The 18427-nt window shown below is 60.7% G+C and carries 13 protein-coding genes and 1 pseudogene; 7 read left to right on the top strand and 7 right to left on the bottom strand.

Annotation, left to right across the window (positions count from 1 at the left end; genetic code table 11):
• Nucleotides 1-153 precede the first annotated feature (153 nt).
• The gene (locus V5E99_RS28540) at nt 154-1602 is read left to right on the top strand and encodes a mechanosensitive ion channel domain-containing protein (protein ID WP_499805739.1); all 1449 of its coding nucleotides are present in this window, start codon (nt 154-156) and stop codon (nt 1600-1602) included.
• 274 nt (nt 1603-1876) lie between these two features.
• Nucleotides 1877-2317: a carboxymuconolactone decarboxylase family protein gene (locus tag V5E99_RS28535; protein WP_499805738.1), complete on the top strand. Its 441-nt coding sequence runs from the start codon at nt 1877-1879 to the stop codon at nt 2315-2317.
• Here the strand turns inward: V5E99_RS28535 and V5E99_RS28530 are convergent, their stop codons facing one another.
• From V5E99_RS28530 to V5E99_RS28515, 4 genes and pseudogenes are all read right to left on the bottom strand, one after another.
• A complete protein-coding gene (locus V5E99_RS28530) occupies nt 2318-3910 on the bottom strand; it encodes a DHA2 family efflux MFS transporter permease subunit (protein ID WP_499805737.1) in 1593 nt (530 codons plus the stop codon).
• Nucleotides 3907-5025, bottom strand: a complete 1119-nt coding sequence (locus V5E99_RS28525) for an HlyD family secretion protein (protein ID WP_499805736.1) — start codon at nt 5023-5025, stop codon at nt 3907-3909. The genes V5E99_RS28530 and V5E99_RS28525 overlap by 4 nt, the downstream gene beginning before the upstream one ends.
• A gap of 311 nt (nt 5026-5336) precedes the next feature.
• Entirely contained in the window at nt 5337-6269 is a 933-nt protein-coding gene (locus tag V5E99_RS28520; protein WP_499805735.1) for a choline ABC transporter substrate-binding protein, read from the bottom strand.
• Nucleotides 6270-6363: 94 nt separating this feature from the next.
• Nucleotides 6364-7842 (bottom strand): annotated as a pseudogene (locus V5E99_RS28515) (aldehyde dehydrogenase family protein).
• Between the two features lie 203 nt (nt 7843-8045).
• Here V5E99_RS28515 and V5E99_RS28510 point away from each other — a divergent pair.
• On the top strand, nt 8046-8774 hold the full coding sequence (locus V5E99_RS28510) for a class II aldolase and adducin N-terminal domain-containing protein (RefSeq protein WP_499805733.1): 729 nt from the start codon (nt 8046-8048) through the stop codon (nt 8772-8774).
• Between the two features lie 3 nt (nt 8775-8777).
• On the opposite strand, the gene V5E99_RS28505 is transcribed toward V5E99_RS28510, so the two are convergent.
• The 3 genes from V5E99_RS28505 to V5E99_RS28495 form a co-directional block, all read right to left on the bottom strand.
• Entirely contained in the window at nt 8778-9842 is a 1065-nt protein-coding gene (locus V5E99_RS28505; protein ID WP_499805732.1) for a GlxA family transcriptional regulator, read from the bottom strand.
• A 9-nt stretch (nt 9843-9851) separates the two neighbouring features.
• Nucleotides 9852-11513: a choline dehydrogenase gene (locus V5E99_RS28500; protein ID WP_499805731.1), complete on the bottom strand. Its 1662-nt coding sequence runs from the start codon at nt 11511-11513 to the stop codon at nt 9852-9854.
• A 147-nt stretch (nt 11514-11660) separates the two neighbouring features.
• A complete protein-coding gene (locus V5E99_RS28495) occupies nt 11661-12830 on the bottom strand; it encodes an aromatic ring-hydroxylating oxygenase subunit alpha (protein ID WP_499805730.1) in 1170 nt (389 codons plus the stop codon).
• Between the two features lie 607 nt (nt 12831-13437).
• Here V5E99_RS28495 and V5E99_RS28490 point away from each other — a divergent pair.
• The 4 genes from V5E99_RS28490 (at nt 13438) to V5E99_RS28475 (ending at nt 18047) form a co-directional block, all read left to right on the top strand.
• The gene (locus tag V5E99_RS28490; protein ID WP_499805761.1) at nt 13438-13821 is read left to right on the top strand and encodes a c-type cytochrome; all 384 of its coding nucleotides are present in this window, start codon (nt 13438-13440) and stop codon (nt 13819-13821) included.
• Between the two features lie 132 nt (nt 13822-13953).
• A complete protein-coding gene (locus V5E99_RS28485) occupies nt 13954-14454 on the top strand; it encodes a sigma-70 family RNA polymerase sigma factor (protein WP_499805728.1) in 501 nt (166 codons plus the stop codon).
• A gap of 100 nt (nt 14455-14554) precedes the next feature.
• Nucleotides 14555-15526 carry a FecR family protein gene (locus V5E99_RS28480; protein WP_499805726.1) on the top strand — a complete coding sequence of 324 codons (972 nt, stop codon included), beginning with the start codon at nt 14555-14557 and terminating at the stop codon, nt 15524-15526.
• A 97-nt stretch (nt 15527-15623) separates the two neighbouring features.
• On the top strand, nt 15624-18047 hold the full coding sequence (locus V5E99_RS28475; RefSeq protein WP_499805725.1) for a TonB-dependent siderophore receptor: 2424 nt from the start codon (nt 15624-15626) through the stop codon (nt 18045-18047).
• The last annotated feature ends 380 nt before the right edge of the window (nt 18048-18427 follow it).

Below are 18427 nucleotides of genomic sequence, written 5' to 3'. Positions count from 1 at the left end.
CCCACTGTAAAAAGCTGGCGAAGGCCGCGATCTTTTGATCCGGCCTTTGATTTTCAGCGACTTCAATAAGATCACGATCAAAAGATCGCAGGCTTCGCCAGCTCCTACAATGTGTGAGATGTTTGCACCATTGGCCCTTGCTGGAGTTGCTTGATGCTGTCACTGCTCACCGATCACCCGCTGCTCGCCGCGCTGGTCCTGATCCTGATCGATCTGGGGTTATGGCGTTTGATCAGCACCAACGCCAGCAACTGGAAGCTGCTGGTGCGGCTGGTGATCTTCGCGTTGTTCAGCGCGGTGCTGTTCAACGAAGGCCTGAACCCGTTGGAGGTCGCGCCCTGGGCCGACAACGTGCCGTTGCACCTGGCGGCCACCGGTTTGCAGATCGGTTGGTGGCTGTTCGGCGCGCGAACCCTGACGGTGCTGATCGGCGCGGTGATGATGCAGCGGGTCGGGCACACCGGGCGCCTGCTCCAGGATTTGCTCGGCGCGGTGATTTTCCTGATCGCGATCATCGCGGCCATGGCCTATGTGCTGGACCTGCCGGTCAAGGGCGTGCTCGCCACTTCCGGCGCGGTGGCGATCATCGTCGGCCTGGCGCTGCAAAGTACCCTCAGCGATGTGTTCTCCGGGATCGTGCTGAACACCACCAAGCCGTATCAAATCGATGACTGGATCTCCATCGACGGCACCGAAGGCCGGGTCACCGACATTGACTGGCGAGCCACGCGCATGCAAACCGCCCAAGGCAGCCTGGCGGTGATTCCCAACTCGCTGGCGGCCAAGGCCAAAATCATCAACTTCAGCCGCCCGAGCGATATTTTTGGCGTTTCCATCAGCCTGGAGCTGAGCCCCCACGCCCGGCCGCACACGGTGATCGAAGCGCTGGAACGCGCGATGCAGGGCTGCCGCTTTCTGCTCAACAAACCGGCGCCGTGCGTGGCGTTGAAAAGCTCCAGCAGCAGCGGCGTGGAGTATGAAATCAGCGGCTTCGTCGTCTCCATGGACCAGAAGCGCATGGTCCGCAATCAGCTGTTCGACCTGGCGTACCGGCATTTGCAGGCGTCTGGTGTCAGCCTGTTGTCGAGCGTCGAATCCAATGCGCCGGCTAACCTCTCGCGACCACGGGCACTGCTGGACAGTTCGAGCATCTTCTCCACGCTGCGCCAGGAAGAAAAAGAAACCTTCAGCCAGAACATGAAACTGCAGACCTTCCGCGCCGGGGACATGATCCTGGCGGGCGGGGAGGTCAGCGATCACTTGTTTATCATTGAGTCCGGTGTGGTTTCGGTAGCCTTGACCCGGGCCGGGGTCAAGTTCGAAGCCGGGCGCATGGGCCCGGGCGAGGTGATCGGCGAGGCCGGGATTCTCTCTGACGAATCAGTGCCCGCGGACTTTTCGGCCAAGACTTTTTGCTCGCTGTACCGCATCGAGAAGGAATACCTCAAACCGTGCCTCGATGCCCGTCACGACATCAGCGAAGCGATGAAGGCGTTGCTCGATTACCGTTTGCACACGGCCCAGGCATTGACTCAGGACGTGCCGAAAGCGGTGGAGAAGAAAGGGTTTTTGCAGTGGTTGCGTAAACGTGGACAAGGATAGCGGGAGGCAGTGCTGGCCTCTTCGCGAGCAAGCCCGCTCCCACATTGGATCTGAACCGGACACAAATGCTGTGTTCACGGCAGATGCAATGCGGGCGCGGGCCCGCTGGCAGGCCTGGGCATTGATCGCATTCCAGTGGCGCGGACCGAGCGCTGGCCATTGTCTTTTAAGCTGGCGCGACAATGGCCTCCTCGTCTTCCCGAATATTGGCTATTTGTCCCTGGGGCGAGCGGGCTTAACTTAACGCCACACCCACTTGTGACGGAGCCCCACCATGAAACCCCGTATCGATTTCTACACCGCTTCCCCAGACGCCCTCAAAGCCATGATCGCCCTGGAAACCGCCGTCTCGAAACTGCCGCTGGAAAAGAACCTGATCGAATTGGTCAAGCTGCGCACCTCGCAAATCAACGGCTGCGCGTTCTGCCTCGATATGCACAGCGCCGATGCCCGCAAGGGCGGTGAAGAAGAGCGTCGTCTGTACACCTTGTCGGCCTGGCGTGAAACGCCGTTCTTCTCCCCCCGTGAACGTGCGGCCCTGGCCTGGACCGAGTCCCTGACCCTGATCAGCCAGACCCACGCCTCGGACGAAGACTACGAACTGGCCGTTTCCGAGTTCAGCCCCAAGGAAATGGTCGACCTGACCGTGGCCATTACCACGATCAACGCCTGGAACCGCCTGGCGATCGGCTTCCGCAAAATGCCGCAAGCCTGATCAATGGGCATCGGCTGACGGCGCGGCCGGTGGTTGCACCTTGCGCATCAAGGGCACCATCAGCGTCGCGATGATGAAGCAGACCATGATCATCAAAAACGCGTCGCCATAGGTTTGCGTCTGGGCTTCGCGGTAGGTCAGCAACCACAGCTGATGCAGGCTGGCGGTGACCCCCGCGTCACCGCTTTGGCCGAGGGCGGCAAAGTTGTTGCCGACCTGGGACAGCCACTGATTCAGTGCTTCGTTAGTGCTGTTCAAATGTTCGGCCAACCGCGTGAAGTGCAGGTTAGTGCGGTCATTGAGGATGGTGGCGCACGCGGCAATGCCGATGGCGCCGCCCAGGTTGCGCATCAGGTTGAACAGCCCCGACGCATGTTTGAGCCGCGCGGGCGCCAGCCCACCCAGGGTCAGCCTCACCGCGGGCGGCACCGCCAGTTGCTGGGCAATCCCGCGCAGGGCTTGGGGCAGCATCAATTCTTTGGCGCCCCAGTCATGGGTGATCGGGCTGAAATCCCACATCGACAACGCAAACAGCCCCAGGCCCGTCATCATGATCCAGCGCAGGTCGATGCGGTTGGCCATAAAGGCGTACAGCGGAATCGCCATGATCTGGAACACCCCGGTGGAAAAAACCGCCAGGCCAATGTCCAGCGCGCCATAGCCACGCACCCGACCGAGGAACAGCGGCGTCAGGTAAATCGTGGCGAACAGGCCGATCCCGGTGACGAATGAAAAGAAGCAGCCGAGGGCGAAGTTACGGTCCTTCAAGGCGCGCAGATCGACGATCGGATTGGCCACGTGCAGCGTCCGGCCGATGAAGGCCAGGCCGGCGAGGCCGCTGATCCAGGCGGTGGTCAGGATCGTGCTGTCGCTGAACCAGTTCCAGCGCGGGCCTTCTTCGAGGGTGTATTCCAGGCAGCCGAGAAACAGCGCCATAAACACCATGCTGAGGTAGTCGGCACCCTTGAGCAGGGACAATTCCGGCTGGTCGATCTTCACCAGCATCGGCACCGCCACGGCGACGAAAATCCCCGGTACCAGGTTGATGTAGAACAGCCAGTGCCAGGATGAAATGTCGGTAATCCAGCCACCGATCACCGGCCCCAGGGTCGGCGCCAACGAAGCCACCGCACCAATGGTCGCGGCGGCGATCACCCGTTGTTTGCCGGTGAAGAAAAAGAATGCGGTGGTGAACACCAGCGGGATCATCGAGCCACCGAGAAACCCTTGCAGGGCGCGGAAGGCGATCATGCTCTGGATGTTCCAGGCCGCGCCGCAGAGCAGGCTGGCCAGGGTGAAGCCGACCGCCGAGGCGCAGAACAGCCAACGGGTCGAGAACACTCGGGACAACCAGCCGGATAGCGGAATGACGATGATTTCGGCAATCAGGTAACTGGTCTGCACCCACGCGGTTTCGTCGGTGCCGGCCGAGAGTCCGCCGCCGATATCGCGCAACGAGGCGGAGACGATCTGGATGTCCAACAACGCAATGAACATGCCGATGCACATGCTGGCGAAGGCGAAAACTTTGGTCGCCGTCGCCATGTCAGCGGCATTGAACGGTTGCGCCGGGACGGCGACGGCGCGGCTCATGGCGCGCTGGCCACGGCAGGGGTTTTGTCTTCGGCGCGGGTATCGACTTCAGCGGTGACCGACAGGCCCGGACGCAGATGACCGAGCACGCCGTCGGCTGGATCAAGCACGATGCGCACCGGCACGCGCTGGACGATTTTGGTGAAGTTGCCCGTGGCGTTTTCCGGCGGCAACACGCTGAACTGCGCGCCACTGGCCGGGGCGAGGCTGTCCAGGTGACCGTGGAACACCTGGCCCGACAGCACGTCGGCGCGGATGATCACCCGTTGCCCGGACGTCATGCGCGCCAGTTGGTCTTCCTTGAAATTGGCATCGACCCACAGCCCGCTGGACGGCACCACCGACAGCAGTTGCGAACCGGCCTGGGCATACGCGCCGACCCGCGCCCGGCGATTGCCGACCACGCCGTCCACCGGGGCTTTCAATTCGGTGTAGCCGACATTCAATTGCGCCAGATCACGCTCGGCCTTGGCTTGCATCAGCGCAGCGCGGGCTTGTTGTTTCTGGGTTTCGATCACGTCCAGTTGGCGTTGGCTGGCCAGCAATTCGGCTTGGGCCCGGGCGCTGATGGCCTGGGCGGTCTTGAACGTGGCGTTGGCGCGCTGGGCGCTTTCCACCGAGACGGCGTTGCTGCCGACCAGTTTTTTGTAACGTGCATCGTCGTCCCGTGAACGAGCGGTTTCGGCACCCGCCGCATCAATCTCGGCGCGGGCCTGGCCGATCACCGCGTGTTGCAGTTGTTCGGTGGCATCGAGGTTGGCGAGCAGCGCTTCTTCAGCAGCCACCGCGCCTTCAGCCTTGGCCAGGTTGGCGCGGTAGTCGCGGGAATCGAGCCGCACCAGCACATCGCCGGCCTTGACCTTCTGGTTGTCGGTGACCAGCACTTCTTCGATGTACCCGGCGACTTTCGGCCCGATCACCGTGACGTCGCCGCCAATGTAGGCATCGTCGGTGGCTTCGAGAAAACGCCCGGCGGTCCACCAGTGGGCGCCGTACAACCCGATGCCGACCAGTGCTGCGATGGCCACGGTCAGCACGAGCAGACGTTTAAGCACGGGCGGCTTGGTGGTCACCGGGACAGCCAGGTCGGGTTCAACGGTGGGCATGCTGGTCATGGGGAATACCTGTGGGGATCGGGTGTTTATTACGCGTGTAATATGACGCAGGTAATATATTGTGGCAATTTATTTTTGCTGCCGGTCGTCAGTTGCCTGGTTGAAAAATGTTGCCCGACACGCCGCCTTCGCGGGCAAGCCCGCACACAAGGGGCTCCGTCGTACACAAAAAAGATCCCCCGGTAGGAGCTGCCGAAGGCTGCGATCTTTTGACCTTGATCTTTTCTCTACCGCTAAAGATCAAGGTCAAAAGATCGCAGCCTTCGGCAGCTCCTACCGGGGGATTTGTGATTGGCAGTGGGGGGTTAACGTCAGTGAGTCAGGTTGGCACTGGCCACTTTCATCCCATCGCGCCCGTCCCGACTATTCACCCCCGCCAACCAGGTCTCCAACACCTGCGGATTCGCCTTCAACCACGCTTTCGCCGCCGCACGCGGTTTCTGATTCTGATTGAGTACCGCATCCATCAACTGGTTCTCCATCGCCAGGCTGAACTCCATGTTCTGCAACAACTTGCCGACATTGCTGCACTCCGTGAGGTAGTCCTTGCGCACGTTGGTGTAGACCGTCGCCTGGCCGAAATTCGGGCCGAAATATTCATCACCACCGCTGAGGTACTTCATCTTGTTGCGGGTGTTCATCGGGTGCGGTTCCCAACCGAGAAAGACCATCCATTCGTTCTTGCGGGTGGCGCGTTTGAGTTGCGAGAGCATCGCCGCTTCGCTGGATTCGACGACTTTGAAATCCTTGAGGCCGAAGGCGTCCTTGTCGATCATGCTCTGGATCAGCCGATTGCCGTCGTTGCCCGGTTCGATGCCGTAGATCTGGCCGTTGAGTTTGTCCTTGAATCTGGCGATGTCGGCAAAGTCGTGCAGCCCGGCGTCGTACACGTAATCCGGCACCGCCAGGGTGTATTTGGCGCCGTGCAGGTTGGCGCGCACGGTTTCCACGGTGCCGGCGTCGCGGAACGGTTTGATGTCGTTTTCGGTGGTGGGCATCCAGTTGCCGAGGAACACATCCAGATCCTTGCCCGAGGCCAGTGCGCGGTAGGTCACGGGGATCGACAGCAGGGTGGTTTTGGTGGTGTAGCCGAGGGACTCCAGCACTTCGCTGGTGATGGCGGTGGTGACGGTGATGTCGGTCCAGCCGACATCGGAAAAACGCACCGTGGCGCAGGACTCGGGTTCCGCCGCCTGGGCCAGAAGCGGCAGGGTAAGGGTTGCAAGCAAGAGCAAGGCTTTCATGGGATCAACTCCTCAAAGGGAACGTCGGCAGCGGTTTGGGGTGGGGCGATTTTGTTTTTATGGGTGATGCAAAAACCTGCCTGTGGTGAGGGTTTCAGCCTGTCTGATCAACCCCAAACCAATTCAACGGCGCCGGTTCGGTGTTGAGGTAGATGTGTTTGAGCTCAGTGAACTCATCGAGCCCGGCGCGGGACAGTTCACGGCCGATGCCGCTGGATTTGAACCCGCCCCACGGCGCCTGGGGGAACGCGGCGTTGTAGTCGTTGATCCACAGCGTGCCGACCCGCAGTCGCTTGGCCATTCGCCAGGCCTTGCCCAGATCCTGGGTCCAGACCCCGGCGGCCAGGCCATACGGCGTGTCGTTGGCCAATTGCAGCGCCTGGGCTTCGCCGCTGAAACGCTCGACGGTGATCACCGGGCCGAACACTTCTTCCCGGGCGATGCGCATGTCCGCGCGAACATCGCCAAGCAAGGTCGGGCGCAGCCAGAAGCCCCGCTCGAACTGCTCGGGAATCGTGCCGCCGGCCAACAAAGTCGCGCCTTGTTCGACGGCACCGGCAATCATCGTCAGGATCTGATCGCGCTGGCCGGCGGAAATCAGCGGGCCCATTTGCGTCAATGGATCGAGACCATCGCCGAGGCGAATTTTCATAATCCTTTTCTGTAACGCCTCGACAAATCGATCGTGAATCCCGTCTTCCACTAACAACCGTGAACCGGCGGAACAGATTTGCCCGGCATTGAAAAACACCGCGTTCAATGCCTGATCCAGCGCCACGTCGAAGTCGGCATCGGCGAACACGATATTCGGATTCTTGCCGCCCAACTCCAGTGCTACGCGCTTGAAGTTGCCGCTGGCGGCGCGCATCACCTTGCCGCCCGCCCCGGCGCCACCGGTCAGCGACACCAGGTCCACGTCATCACTGGCGGCGAGCAGTTCCCCGATATCGCCGGGACCACAAAGCAGGTTAAACACGCCGCTCGGCAATCCTGCCTCGTCGAGCAATTCGGTCAAACGGTGAGCGGTCATTGGCGTCAAACTGCTGGGCTTGAACACCACGGTGTTGCCGGCGGCCAGGGCCGGGGCGATCTTCCACACCGCTTGCAGCAGCGGGTAGTTCCACGGTGCGATCAAGGCGCAAACGCCCACCGGCTCCCGCTGGTTGAAGCTGATGACATGGGCTGGCGCATGGCTGTTGACGCTGGCGTTTTCGGTTTCCAGCAGCGCGGCGTAGAAGCGAAACGTGGCGACCACATTGCCGACATCGCCCAGGCTCTCGCCCAGGGTCTTGCCGGCGTTGAGGGTTTCAAGGCGAGCCAAATGCTCGGCATCCCGCTCGATCAACCCGGCGATCCGTTACATGAGTTGGGCGCGTTCGGTGACGGCCATCGTCGGCCAGGGACCTTGATCAAATGCCCGGCGCGCGGCACTGATCGCCAATTGCGCATCAACCGGCCCGGCCACCGCCACTTCGGCCAACACCTCTTCATTCGCCGGGTTGATCACCGCCCGGTAACGCGCCTGCTGCGGCGCTTGCCAAACACCTGCAATAAACAACGGAATCTGCGACATCGGTGTCTCCAGCCAAGTGGGTCGTGGCGATCACTATGGCGGTGCCGGCAGGGCGGCTCTTGATCAAACGCGGCATAAGCACGCCGTTTTTCCACGGTGCCAACGCCGGGAAATAACGGCAGCCAATGTCGTTTCCCATCAAGTGCCGGCGCGGCGTCGCTTTACACTGCGCAAAAGCCGAACCACCACGCCGAGGGCACCCGATGAATCCATCTGTCGAGCAACTGAGCATCCGCCTGGCCTGCGCCTTCCGCTGGGCGGCGCGGCTGAACCTGCATGAGTCCATCGCCAACCACTTCAGCGTCGCGGTGTCGGGGGACGGTCGGGAATTTCTGATCAACCCTTACGGCAAGCACTTCTCGCGGATCAAGGCCAGCGATTTGCTGTTGATCAACCCCGATGCGCCGGCCAGCCTCGACCGTCCGGACGCGCCGGACATCACCGCCATGGCTTTGCACAGCGCCTTGCACCGCAACCAGCCCCACGCCCGGTGCATCCTGCACACCCACTCCAAATACGCGACCGCGCTGGCCTGCCTGACGGATTCGCGGCTGCCGCCGATCGAGCAAAACGCCATGCGGTTTTTCGAGCGGGTGGTGATCGACGACGGCTTTGATGGCATGGGCCTGGGGGAGGAGGCCGAGCGCGTCAGTCGCTTGCTGGGGGACAAACCGATCCTGCTGATGGGCAACCATGGCCTGCTGGTGGCGGCGCCGACCATCGCCCAGGCCTTCGATGATTTGTACTATTTCGAACGCGCCTGCGAGACCTACATCACCGCGCTTGCGACGGGTCGTGAACTGCGGATCGCCAGTGACGACATCGCCCGCAAGACCTGTCGGCAATGGCTGGATTACCCAGGCTTCGCCGACAACCACTTCAATGCGTTGATGGGGATTCTGGACGAGGAAGAGCCGGGCTATCGGCAGTGAATATCAGTCCGCCTCGGCCGGGCGCCGCTCCTTGCTCAAGGGCTGGCGCATCACCGGGGCGGTAAAGACCTGGCTGCGGTCTTCGCTCGGAGGGCAGCCGAAACGGGCGCGGTAGGTGCGGGAAAAATGCTCCAGCGAACCAAACCCCGAACACGCCGCCACTTGCGCCACGCTCAGGCGCGTCTGCTGCAACAAACTGTGGGCCTTGGCCAGCCGCAAGGTGATGTAGTACTTGAGCGGCGACAGGCCGGTTTGATGTTTGAACTGGCGCTCCAGTTGCCGCCGTGACAACCCGACCTGACTGGCAATCGCCTCGCAATCCAGCGGTTCTTCCAGGGCTTTTTCCATCAACTGCACGGCACGGCGGATTTTGCTGCCGTACATCCCGGTGTGGCCCGGGCCACCATCGAGTTGATTGTCCGCCGGCGCGCGCACCTGGCCCATCAACAGGTGCATGGCGATTTCCCGGGACAAGTCGCTGTCGACGCTTTGGCCGATCCAGCCAAGCAGCATGTCCAGGGTTGTGGTGGCGCCGGCGCAGGTCATGCGCTGGCGTTCCAGGGTATAGAGCTGCGGCTTGGCGTGAACCCGTGGATAGCTTTCCTGAAACCCTTGCAGATTGTCCCAGTGCACCGCCGCTTCATAACCGTCCAGCACGCCAGCGGCGGCCAGCAGTTCGGTGCCGGTTTCGATGCCCATCAGCACGGCACCGAACAACGCCTGTTTGCGCAACCAGCTCTTGAGCGCCAGGTTGCGGCTGTGTTTGTGTACATCGAAACTGGCGATCACCAGGCACACATCAAAACCCTGATCGGCGCGCAGCCCGTCATTGGCCACAGTGCTCAGGCCATTGCTGGCCTGCACCGGTTCGCCGTCCAGGGACAACAGCGTCCATTCGAACAACTGCCGTTGGGTCAGCCAATTGGCAATCGCCAACGGTTCGAGCACCGCCGCCAGGCCGAAGTTGGAAAACGACGGCAGCAGCAACACCGCGACCCGCAACGGCGCGACCTCGCCGCGCTGCCAGGTGAAGCGGCTTTGCGGGCTGTTGGACGGCTGATTTGTCATGAGTGATCTCTATCGTTGTCGAGTCTGCCACTGCGGATGAATCCAGACCGGTGCATCAGCGACCGGCAGCGCTGGCAGGCCCCGAATCAGGTCGCTGGCCTTTTCCGCGATCATCACCGTCGGCGCGTTGGTGTTGCCGCTGACGATGATGGGTGTGATCGAGGCGTCCACCACTCGCAAGCCTGTGAGGCCGTGCACTCGCAGTTGTGGATCAACCACCGCTTGCGGGTCGCCGACCGGGCCCATCTTGCAGGTGCCGCTGGCATGGTAGCCGGTTTCCGTCACGTTCCTGGCCCACGTATCCAGCGCTTCATCGCTTTGGGCGTGAGCGCCGGGTACCAGTTCTGCGCCCTTGAACGCCGCCATCGCCGGTTGCCCGATGATCTCGCGCACCAGCCGTGCACCGGCGCGCATGTCCGCTCGATCCTGCTCGGTTTTCAGGTAATTGAACAGGATGCGCGGCGGCTGTCGAGGGTCGGCGCTTTTCAGGGTGACGCTGCCCAGGCTGGTGGGGCGCATCAGGTCGATGTGGATCTGGAACGCATGCTCGGGCACCAGATCGACGCTGCCCGGTTGCACCGCCAGGGGCATAAAGGTCAGTTGCAAGTCGGGATGCTCGACCCCGGCTCGCGAGCGGATAAACGCCCCAGCCTCGAAATGATTGCTCGCGGCGAGTCCGTCGTGGGTGACGAACCAACGGGCACCGATCCACCACTTGCCGGGTGCGGTGGTCCAGGGATAGAGCGACACCGGTTTTTTGCACAGGTATTGCACGACCGTGTCCGGGTGGTCGTTGAGTCTTTTGCCCACCCCCGGCAAATCGTGAAGCACCGTGATGCCGAGGTCCCGTAATTCTGCCGCCGGACCAATGCCCGACAGCAACAACAACTGCGGCGAATTGATCGCCCCGGCGGTCAGCAGCACTTCGCGACGGGCGTGGGCCTGGTGAGCCTCGCCGTTTTGCTCGTATTCGATTCCTATGGCGCGCCGGCCGTCGAAGAGAATGCGCAACGCCAGCGTGTCGGTGAACACCTGAACGTTGCCGCGAGCCAAGGCCTCGCTCAAATACCCCCGCGACGTACTCCAGCGCCGGCCGTTGCGGGTGGTGCGATCCACCGGGCCGAACGCTTCCTGACGATAGCCATTCAAATCGCTGCTCAAGCCATATCCGGCCTCGGCACCGGCCGCCAGAAACGCCGCGCACAACGGCGTTTGCGTATCGCCGGGGGTGACGTGCAGATGGCCGCTCGCGCCTCGATAATCGTCGGCGCCGTCGGCATGGGTTTGTGCCCGTTTGAAGTACGGCAGCACCTCTTGATAACTCCAGCCTGTGCAACCTTGCTCGGCCCAGGCGTCGTAGTCCCGGGCATGGCCACGGATGTAGACCATGCCGTTGATCGACGACGAACCGCCCAGGGTCCGGCCGCGCGGCGTACCAATCTGGCGTCCGTCCAGATACGGTTCCGGCTCGGAGGTGTAGCTCCAGTTATAACGTGTGCCGCCCACCACGATCCCGACGGCCGAGGGCATGTCGATGGTCCAGCTCTTGTCCGCAGGTCCGGCCTCCAGCAGCAGAATACGCACGGCGGGGTCTTCGCCCAAACGGTTGGCCAATACGCAACCCGCTGACCCTGCGCCCACAATCAGGTAATCAAACTCATGATCGGCCATGGTTTGCTGTGCTCCATTAACTAAAAATCACGACACTGAAACCTGTGGAAGCGGGCTTGCTCGCGAATGCAGTTGATCATTCAACATTGATGCTGACTGAGACACCGCTTTCGCGAGCAAGCCCGCTCCCACAGGGACGGTGTTGGCTCAAACAGAAGAAGGACCATGAATCCCGTTGAACACCAGCCGATGAAAGTGATGCACCAGGTGCTCGCTTTCATTGCTGCGCTGGGCGTCGATCATGTAGCGGCCCTGGTCGTAACCCAGTGAATGCAGGCCTTTCTGCACCGAGATGTTCAGCGCAATGTCTTCCGGCCCCAACTCGTCGTTCATCCACTTCATGCACGAGGTGCTGACCGCCGCCGTTTCGGCATTGTTGGAGTAGTAACCGAAGCGCAGCAGCGAACGCTCGGCGTCCAGCGGGATCATGATGAACGAGCCCAGAAACTCCGAGAACGGGAAGGTGTAGAAGGTGTTGTTCGGCCACATGCCGATGTTGAAAAAGCACTCGTCGGGGTTTACCTCGGGCTTGAGCGGTACGCCGTAAGCTTCGGTCACCGAGAGGTTGGCCGGGGCGATGTAGGTCCACCAGTTGTCGCGTTTGGTCAACTGATAGCCTTTGAAATCGATGAGTTTCGCCAGGTCGATATGGCACGGCCCCGACAACTTGAAGTGATAGCCCTCGATGGAGTTGTCCATGATCACCTTCCAGTTGGCCGGCACGATCACGTCCTGCTCCTCGATCAGGCGCATGTTCGCCAGGTCCGGAAACACCCGATGCATTTCCTCGTCGGCACCGGGGAACAAATCCCGCAATGACGGCGCCGCCGGGTCGAGGTTGAAGTAGATAAACCCGCCCAGTTCTTCAGTGCGAATCTGCGGAATGTTGAACTGCTGCAATTCGAAGTTTTTCATCTTCTCGCAACGCGGCGCACTGCGCAGGCTGCCGTCCATTTCGTAGCACCACGAGTGATAGGCGCAGCGCACCACGCCACCGGTGGTGCCGCGACGTTCTTCGAGCAAGCGGTTGCCGCGATGCTGGCAAACGTTGTGGAAGGCGTGAATCTGGCCCTGACGATTCTTCGCCACCACCACGCTCTGATCGAACAGATCGGTCACCACGTACTGCCCCGGCTCGGCGAACTCACTGACATGCCCGGCCACATGCCAGGCGTGCATGAAAATATTGTCGCGCTCAGCCTTGAACAGCGTCTCGTCGAAGAAATAACGCGAGGGCAGGGTGAAGGCTTCTTCCGGGTCCTGATGGTCCCAACCCTCGACGGGGCTTTGTTGTTTGCGGGTCTGGAAATTTTGCATGGGGTGATCTCCACAGGGACTGGCCGCACGGCACGGCTGCTTGTTCTGGGAGTTAATTTAGGGTGCGGGGCAGGGTGGGGATTGATGGATTGCGACGAGTTGGGTGGAGGAATGATCAAGCAATGTGCAACCGTAATTGGATGCGCTGCCGGGTGCGCCGACTGACGCTCTAATTTCGTCCACACCCGCCTGGTTATAACCTTGTCAATTTAGTTTTTGGCTGTTGACAGGTTCAAAAACAAGTGTGAACGTGCGGGTCTGAGTCAGGATCGTACTCGGTGCCGTTAATAAAACTAAATCGCTCAAGGGATTGGCATGTTTCATACCACAACTATTAATACGTTTTTTCCTTCGCTTATCTTTTTCTAAACGTTGACTCTACGGCATGACGGTCAGTTACGTGCATAACTGTCCGTCGTTTCTGAAGCGCTCGAATAATGTTATAGGCCAACCTAAATCCATATCGATACATTGAGTAATTCGCGGGCCGTGGAGCAAAAAAAACAACGAGCGTGGTTTAAGGCTGATGGGGGTTGTCGTTCAGCCAGTTGAAGGCGCGCGAGCCCATGGCTAATGAATAATCGCGGTTCACATATTATTGAAGGCATTGAAAGTGAAAACATCATTCATCGCGTTACTAGTGTTTTTATCGCTCATTCAACCGTCTCTGTCCTTTGCGGATAATCTCAATGGAAAAAATCTCTATACACAGAGATGTGCCGTGTGCCATGGAGTAGATATTAAAGGAACAGGACCGTTGGCTAATAAAAGTAATCCTCCAACACCTGATCTTACAACTTCCGCTTTTAAGCGGCGACTCAATGATTATCCGGGCGTTATTGTGTCATCGGTCATACTTCGCCCCAATGGCAACTTGATTCCAAAAACATTGCGAGAGAACGGGGTAAAGATACCGCCGCACGCTTGGAGCGTTGATGATCTGCGCGATCTTCATCAATACATGAGCAGTGTGATTTCGAAAAAATCATGATCCGGTATAAGCGGTGGGCACAGCGATTCTCATTTTGTTGAGAACCTACGTTCATCAGACCCTTCGAGGAATGATTTGCCGGAGTTAATAGGAAGCATTACTATTCACGCCTCCTCCCCACAGCACACCGCAATGACCCCCAAGCTGCCCCGCACCCACGGCTTTTTCGAGCATTACGAAGAGTTGATTGGCACCTGGACCCGCCGCCTGAGAAATCGTCAGCAGGCCGAGGACTTGGCCCATGACACGTTCGTGCGGGTGCTTGAGTCCGATTCGGCGGCGGTGGAGCAGCCTCGGGCGTATTTGCACCAGACCGCGCGCAACATTGCGGTGGATGGCTATCGGCGTGAGGATCGGCGGGGCGCCATGGAGTCCGAGGCGATTGATCACAGTGTGTCGTCGTCCGGCGACCCGGAGCATTTCATGCATGCGATCCAGTTGGCCGACTCCATTGAACAGGCGCTCACCGAGTTGCCGATCAACTGCCGCAAAGTGTTCGTTTGGCAGAAGATCGAAGGCCTGACCCAGGCGGAAATCGCCGAGCGGTTGGGCTTGTCCAAGAACATGGTGGAAAAGTATATGATCCGCACCCTGCGGCATCTGCGCGATCGTCTGGATGGGGCGCAGTCATGATTTGCGGTGTCTTGGAAAAGATCGCAGCCTTCGGCAGCTCCTACAGGGAGTTGTGTCGTCATCTCACTCTTACACCCCCGGCCAAACAGGAATTTCCATGATGGATACTCGTGATTGTGCGTGCGGGCAAACAGCGGTTCGCGACGAGGCGGCACGGTGGTTTGTGCGTTTGCAGGAGCCGGCCGTGGACGTCGAAGCACATCGACGCTTCGAGGACTGGCTGGCTGAGCACCCCCAGCATGTCGATGAGTTTCAATTGCTCCAGGGCTTGTGGACGGCGGCTGATCTGTTACCCGCCAATCGACTGCAAGCCTTGTGTGAAACGCAACCGGAGCGTCGAAAACGCCGCCCGCTGGTGCGTTACGCGGTGGCCGCCAGTGTGTTGGCGGTGGCGCTCGGCCTGGGCTTGTTCAGCGGTGTGTATCACCCGGCGACCTACACGGCGGAATTTTCCACCGCCCAGGGCGAACGCCAGCACGTGGCGTTGCCGGACGGTTCGATCATCGACCTGAACAGCCGCAGCCGGGTGCAGGTGCGTTTTGAAAAGAACCTGCGCCGCATCGAACTGGCGGAAGGCGAGGCGATGTTCAGTGTCGAGCACGACACCCGTCGGCCGTTCGTGGTCGAGACCGGCAACGGCCAGGTCACGGTCACCGGCACTCGCTTCGACGTGCGCCGGGACCTGACGCAAACCAAGGTCGCGGTGGAGCAGGGCACGGTCAAGGTTCAGGGTTATGGCGCCGATTTCATCAGCCTGACCGCCGGTCTCGGTACGCATATCGATGCCCACGGCAAGGTGGCCGCTGCCTACGCGGTCAACCCGCAGGAATTGACCGCATGGCGCGGCGGCAAACTGGTGTTCAACAACGCCAGCCTGGCCGAAGTTGCCGCCGAAGTGTCGCGTTATCGGGACAAACCGCTCACGGTCGGCAACGACACAGTGGGCAATCTGCGCCTGACCAGCGTGTTCAAGTCCGACAACACCGACGCACTGCTCAAGGCCTTGCCGAGCATTTTGCCGGTGGCCGTGCGCACGTTGCCTGATGGCAGTCAGGAAATAATTGCGCGATAGATTCAGGTTTTTTTCGAGTTCTTCGTCTTCTTGTCCAACTGCAACTGGTTTGCATTAACAGCCGCGTATTCTTGCGATCCACAGGACAACGTTCGACGTGAAAAAAACCACCGCAAAAAACAACAAATCCCCTTGGTTGCCACTCGCCCTGGCGTTGGCTGTCAGCGCCGCGCTGCCTCAGGCGTTCGCCGCCGATGCGATTCACATTCAGGCGCAGCCGCTGGGCCAGGCTCTGAGTCAGCTCGGTCAGCAAACCTCGCTACAGGTTTTTTTCAGCCCGGAACTGGTCGCCGGCAAACAGGCTCCGGCGGTGGACGGCAACTTGTCCCCGGAACAGGCCCTGCGTCAATTGCTGCAGGGCAGCGGTCTGGAATACCAGATCGATGAAGGCTCTGTCACCCTGACCCCGGCCCCCAATGCTGCGTCCAACGGCCCGCTGGAGCTCGGCGTGACCGACATCAAAGTGGTCGGCGACTGGCTCGGCGATGCGGATGCCGCTGTGGTGCAGAACCACCCCGGCGCGCGGACCGTGATCCGTCGCGAAGCGATGGTTGAGCAGGGCGCCATGAACGTCGGCGACGTGCTGCGGCGCGTCCCGGGCGTGCAAGTGCAGGACGCCAACGGCACCGGCGGCAGCGACATCGCTCTCAACGTCGGTGTGCGTGGCCTGACCTCGCGCCTGTCGCCGCGCTCCACGGTGCTGATCGACGGCGTACCGGCCGCGTTCGCCCCGTATGGCCAGCCGCAACTGTCGATGGCACCGATCTCTGCCGGCAACCTCGACAGCATCGACGTGGTACGCGGCGCAGGCTCCGTGCGCTACGGGCCACAGAACGTCGGCGGGGTGATCAACTTCGTTACCCGGGCGATCCCGGAAAAAGCCACCGGTGAAATCGGCACCACCCTGGAAACCTCCCAGCACGGCGGCTGGAAGCACGTCGACACCGCGTTTGTCGGCGGCACCGCCGACAACGGCATGGGCGTGGCGCTGTTGTACACCGGGGTGAACGGCAACGGTTACCGCGAAAGCAACAACGGCAACGACATCGACGACGTGATCCTCAAGACCCATTGGGCGCCGACGGATGTTGATGATTTCAGCCTGAATTTCCATTACTACGACGCCAGCGCCGACATGCCCGGCGGCCTGACGCAAAAGCAGTACGACGCCAACCCGTTCCAATCGGACCGCGACTACGACAACTTCACCGGCCGTCGCAAGGACGTCTCGTTCAAGTGGGCGCGGCAGATCGACGACCGCACCCAGGCCGAAGTGCTGACCTACTACACCGACAGTTTCCGTGGCAGTAACATCGCCGCCCGTGACCAGAAAACCCTGAGCTCTTATCCGCGTTCTTACTACACCTTGGGCGTCGAGCCACGGGTGTCCCATGTGTTCGATGTCGGCCCGACCACCCAGGAAGTCAGCGTCGGTTATCGCTACCTCAAGGAAGCGATGCACGAGCAGGCAAGCCGCGTGGCGCTGGTGAACAACCAACCGGTGATCACCCCGACGTCTGACGGCCATGTGTACCAGGACCGTACCGGCGGCACTGAGGCGAACTCGGTTTACATCGATAACAAAATCGATGTCGGCAATTGGACCATCACCCCAGGCGTGCGCTTCGAACACATCAGCACCGACTGGCACGACCGCGCCGTTCTCGACACCGCCGGCAAACGGGTCCCCGAGAAAAACCGCAGCATCGAAAGCAACGAACCGCTGCCGGCCCTGAGCGTGATGTATCACCTGTCCGACGCCTGGAAGCTGTTCGCCAACTACGAAACCTCGTTCGGCAGCTTGCAATACTTCCAGCTCGGCCAGGGTGGTACGGGTGACAGCACCGCCAACGGCTTGAGCCCGGAAAAGGCCAAGACCTACGAGATCGGCACGCGCTACAACGATGACGTGTGGGGCGGGGAAGTGACGCTGTTCTACATCGACTTCGATGACGAACTGCAATACATCAGCAACGACGTGGGCTGGACCAACCTCGGCGCGACCAAGCACCAGGGGCTTGAAGCCTCGGTGCATTACGATATGTCGGCGCTCGACCCACGGCTCGACGGCCTCACCGCCAACGCCGGTTTCACCTACACCCGCGCCACTTACGAGGGCGAGATTCCGGGCTTCAAGGGGCGTGACTTGCCGTTCTATTCCCGTCAGGTGGCCACGGTCGGTTTGCGTTACGACGTCAATCGCTGGACTTACAACATCGACGGTTTCGCTCAGTCCAAGCAGCACTCGCCGGGCACTGGTGTGAACGCCGATGGCAGCTTCACCGGTAACTACATCACCGATGGCAGCGCCGATGGGCAGTACGGTGACATGCCGGGCTACGTGACCTGGAACGTGCGCGGGGGCTATGACTTCGGTGCGCAACTGTCGAACCTGAAACTCGGCGCCGGGGTGAAGAACGTGTTCGATCACCAGTACTTCACCCGTTCCAGCGACAACAACTCGGGGATCTACGTCGGCGCGCCGCGTACGTTCTTTGTGCAGGCCAGCGTCGGGTTCTGATGGACCGGGGTGACCTCATTCGCGAGCAAGCCCGCACATTTGATCGCTGGCGGACACAGCCTCTGTGTTCACCAAAGATCCCCCTGTGGGAGCGGGCTTGCTCGCGAAGACGGCAGCACCTCCAGCATTGATGTGACTGACACACCGCTTTCGCGAGCAAGCCCGCTCCCACATTTGATCTCTGGCGGACACAGCCTCTGTGTTCACCGAAGATCCCCCTGTGGGAGCGGGCTTGCTCGCGAAGACGGCAGTACCTCCAGCATTGATGTGACTGACACACCGCTTTCGCGAGCAAGCCCGCTCCCACATTTGATCGCTGGCGGACACAGCCTCTGTGTTCACCGAAGATCCCCCTGTGGGAGCGGGCTTGCTCGCGAAGA

The organism is Janthinobacterium sp. LPB2021202312-11-4 (genome assembly GCF_037049705.1).
In the GTDB taxonomy this organism is placed as follows: domain Bacteria; phylum Pseudomonadota; class Gammaproteobacteria; order Pseudomonadales; family Pseudomonadaceae; genus Aquipseudomonas.
Note: the sequence above shows the minus strand (reverse complement) of the source record. Positions and strands in the feature narration are given on the sequence as shown.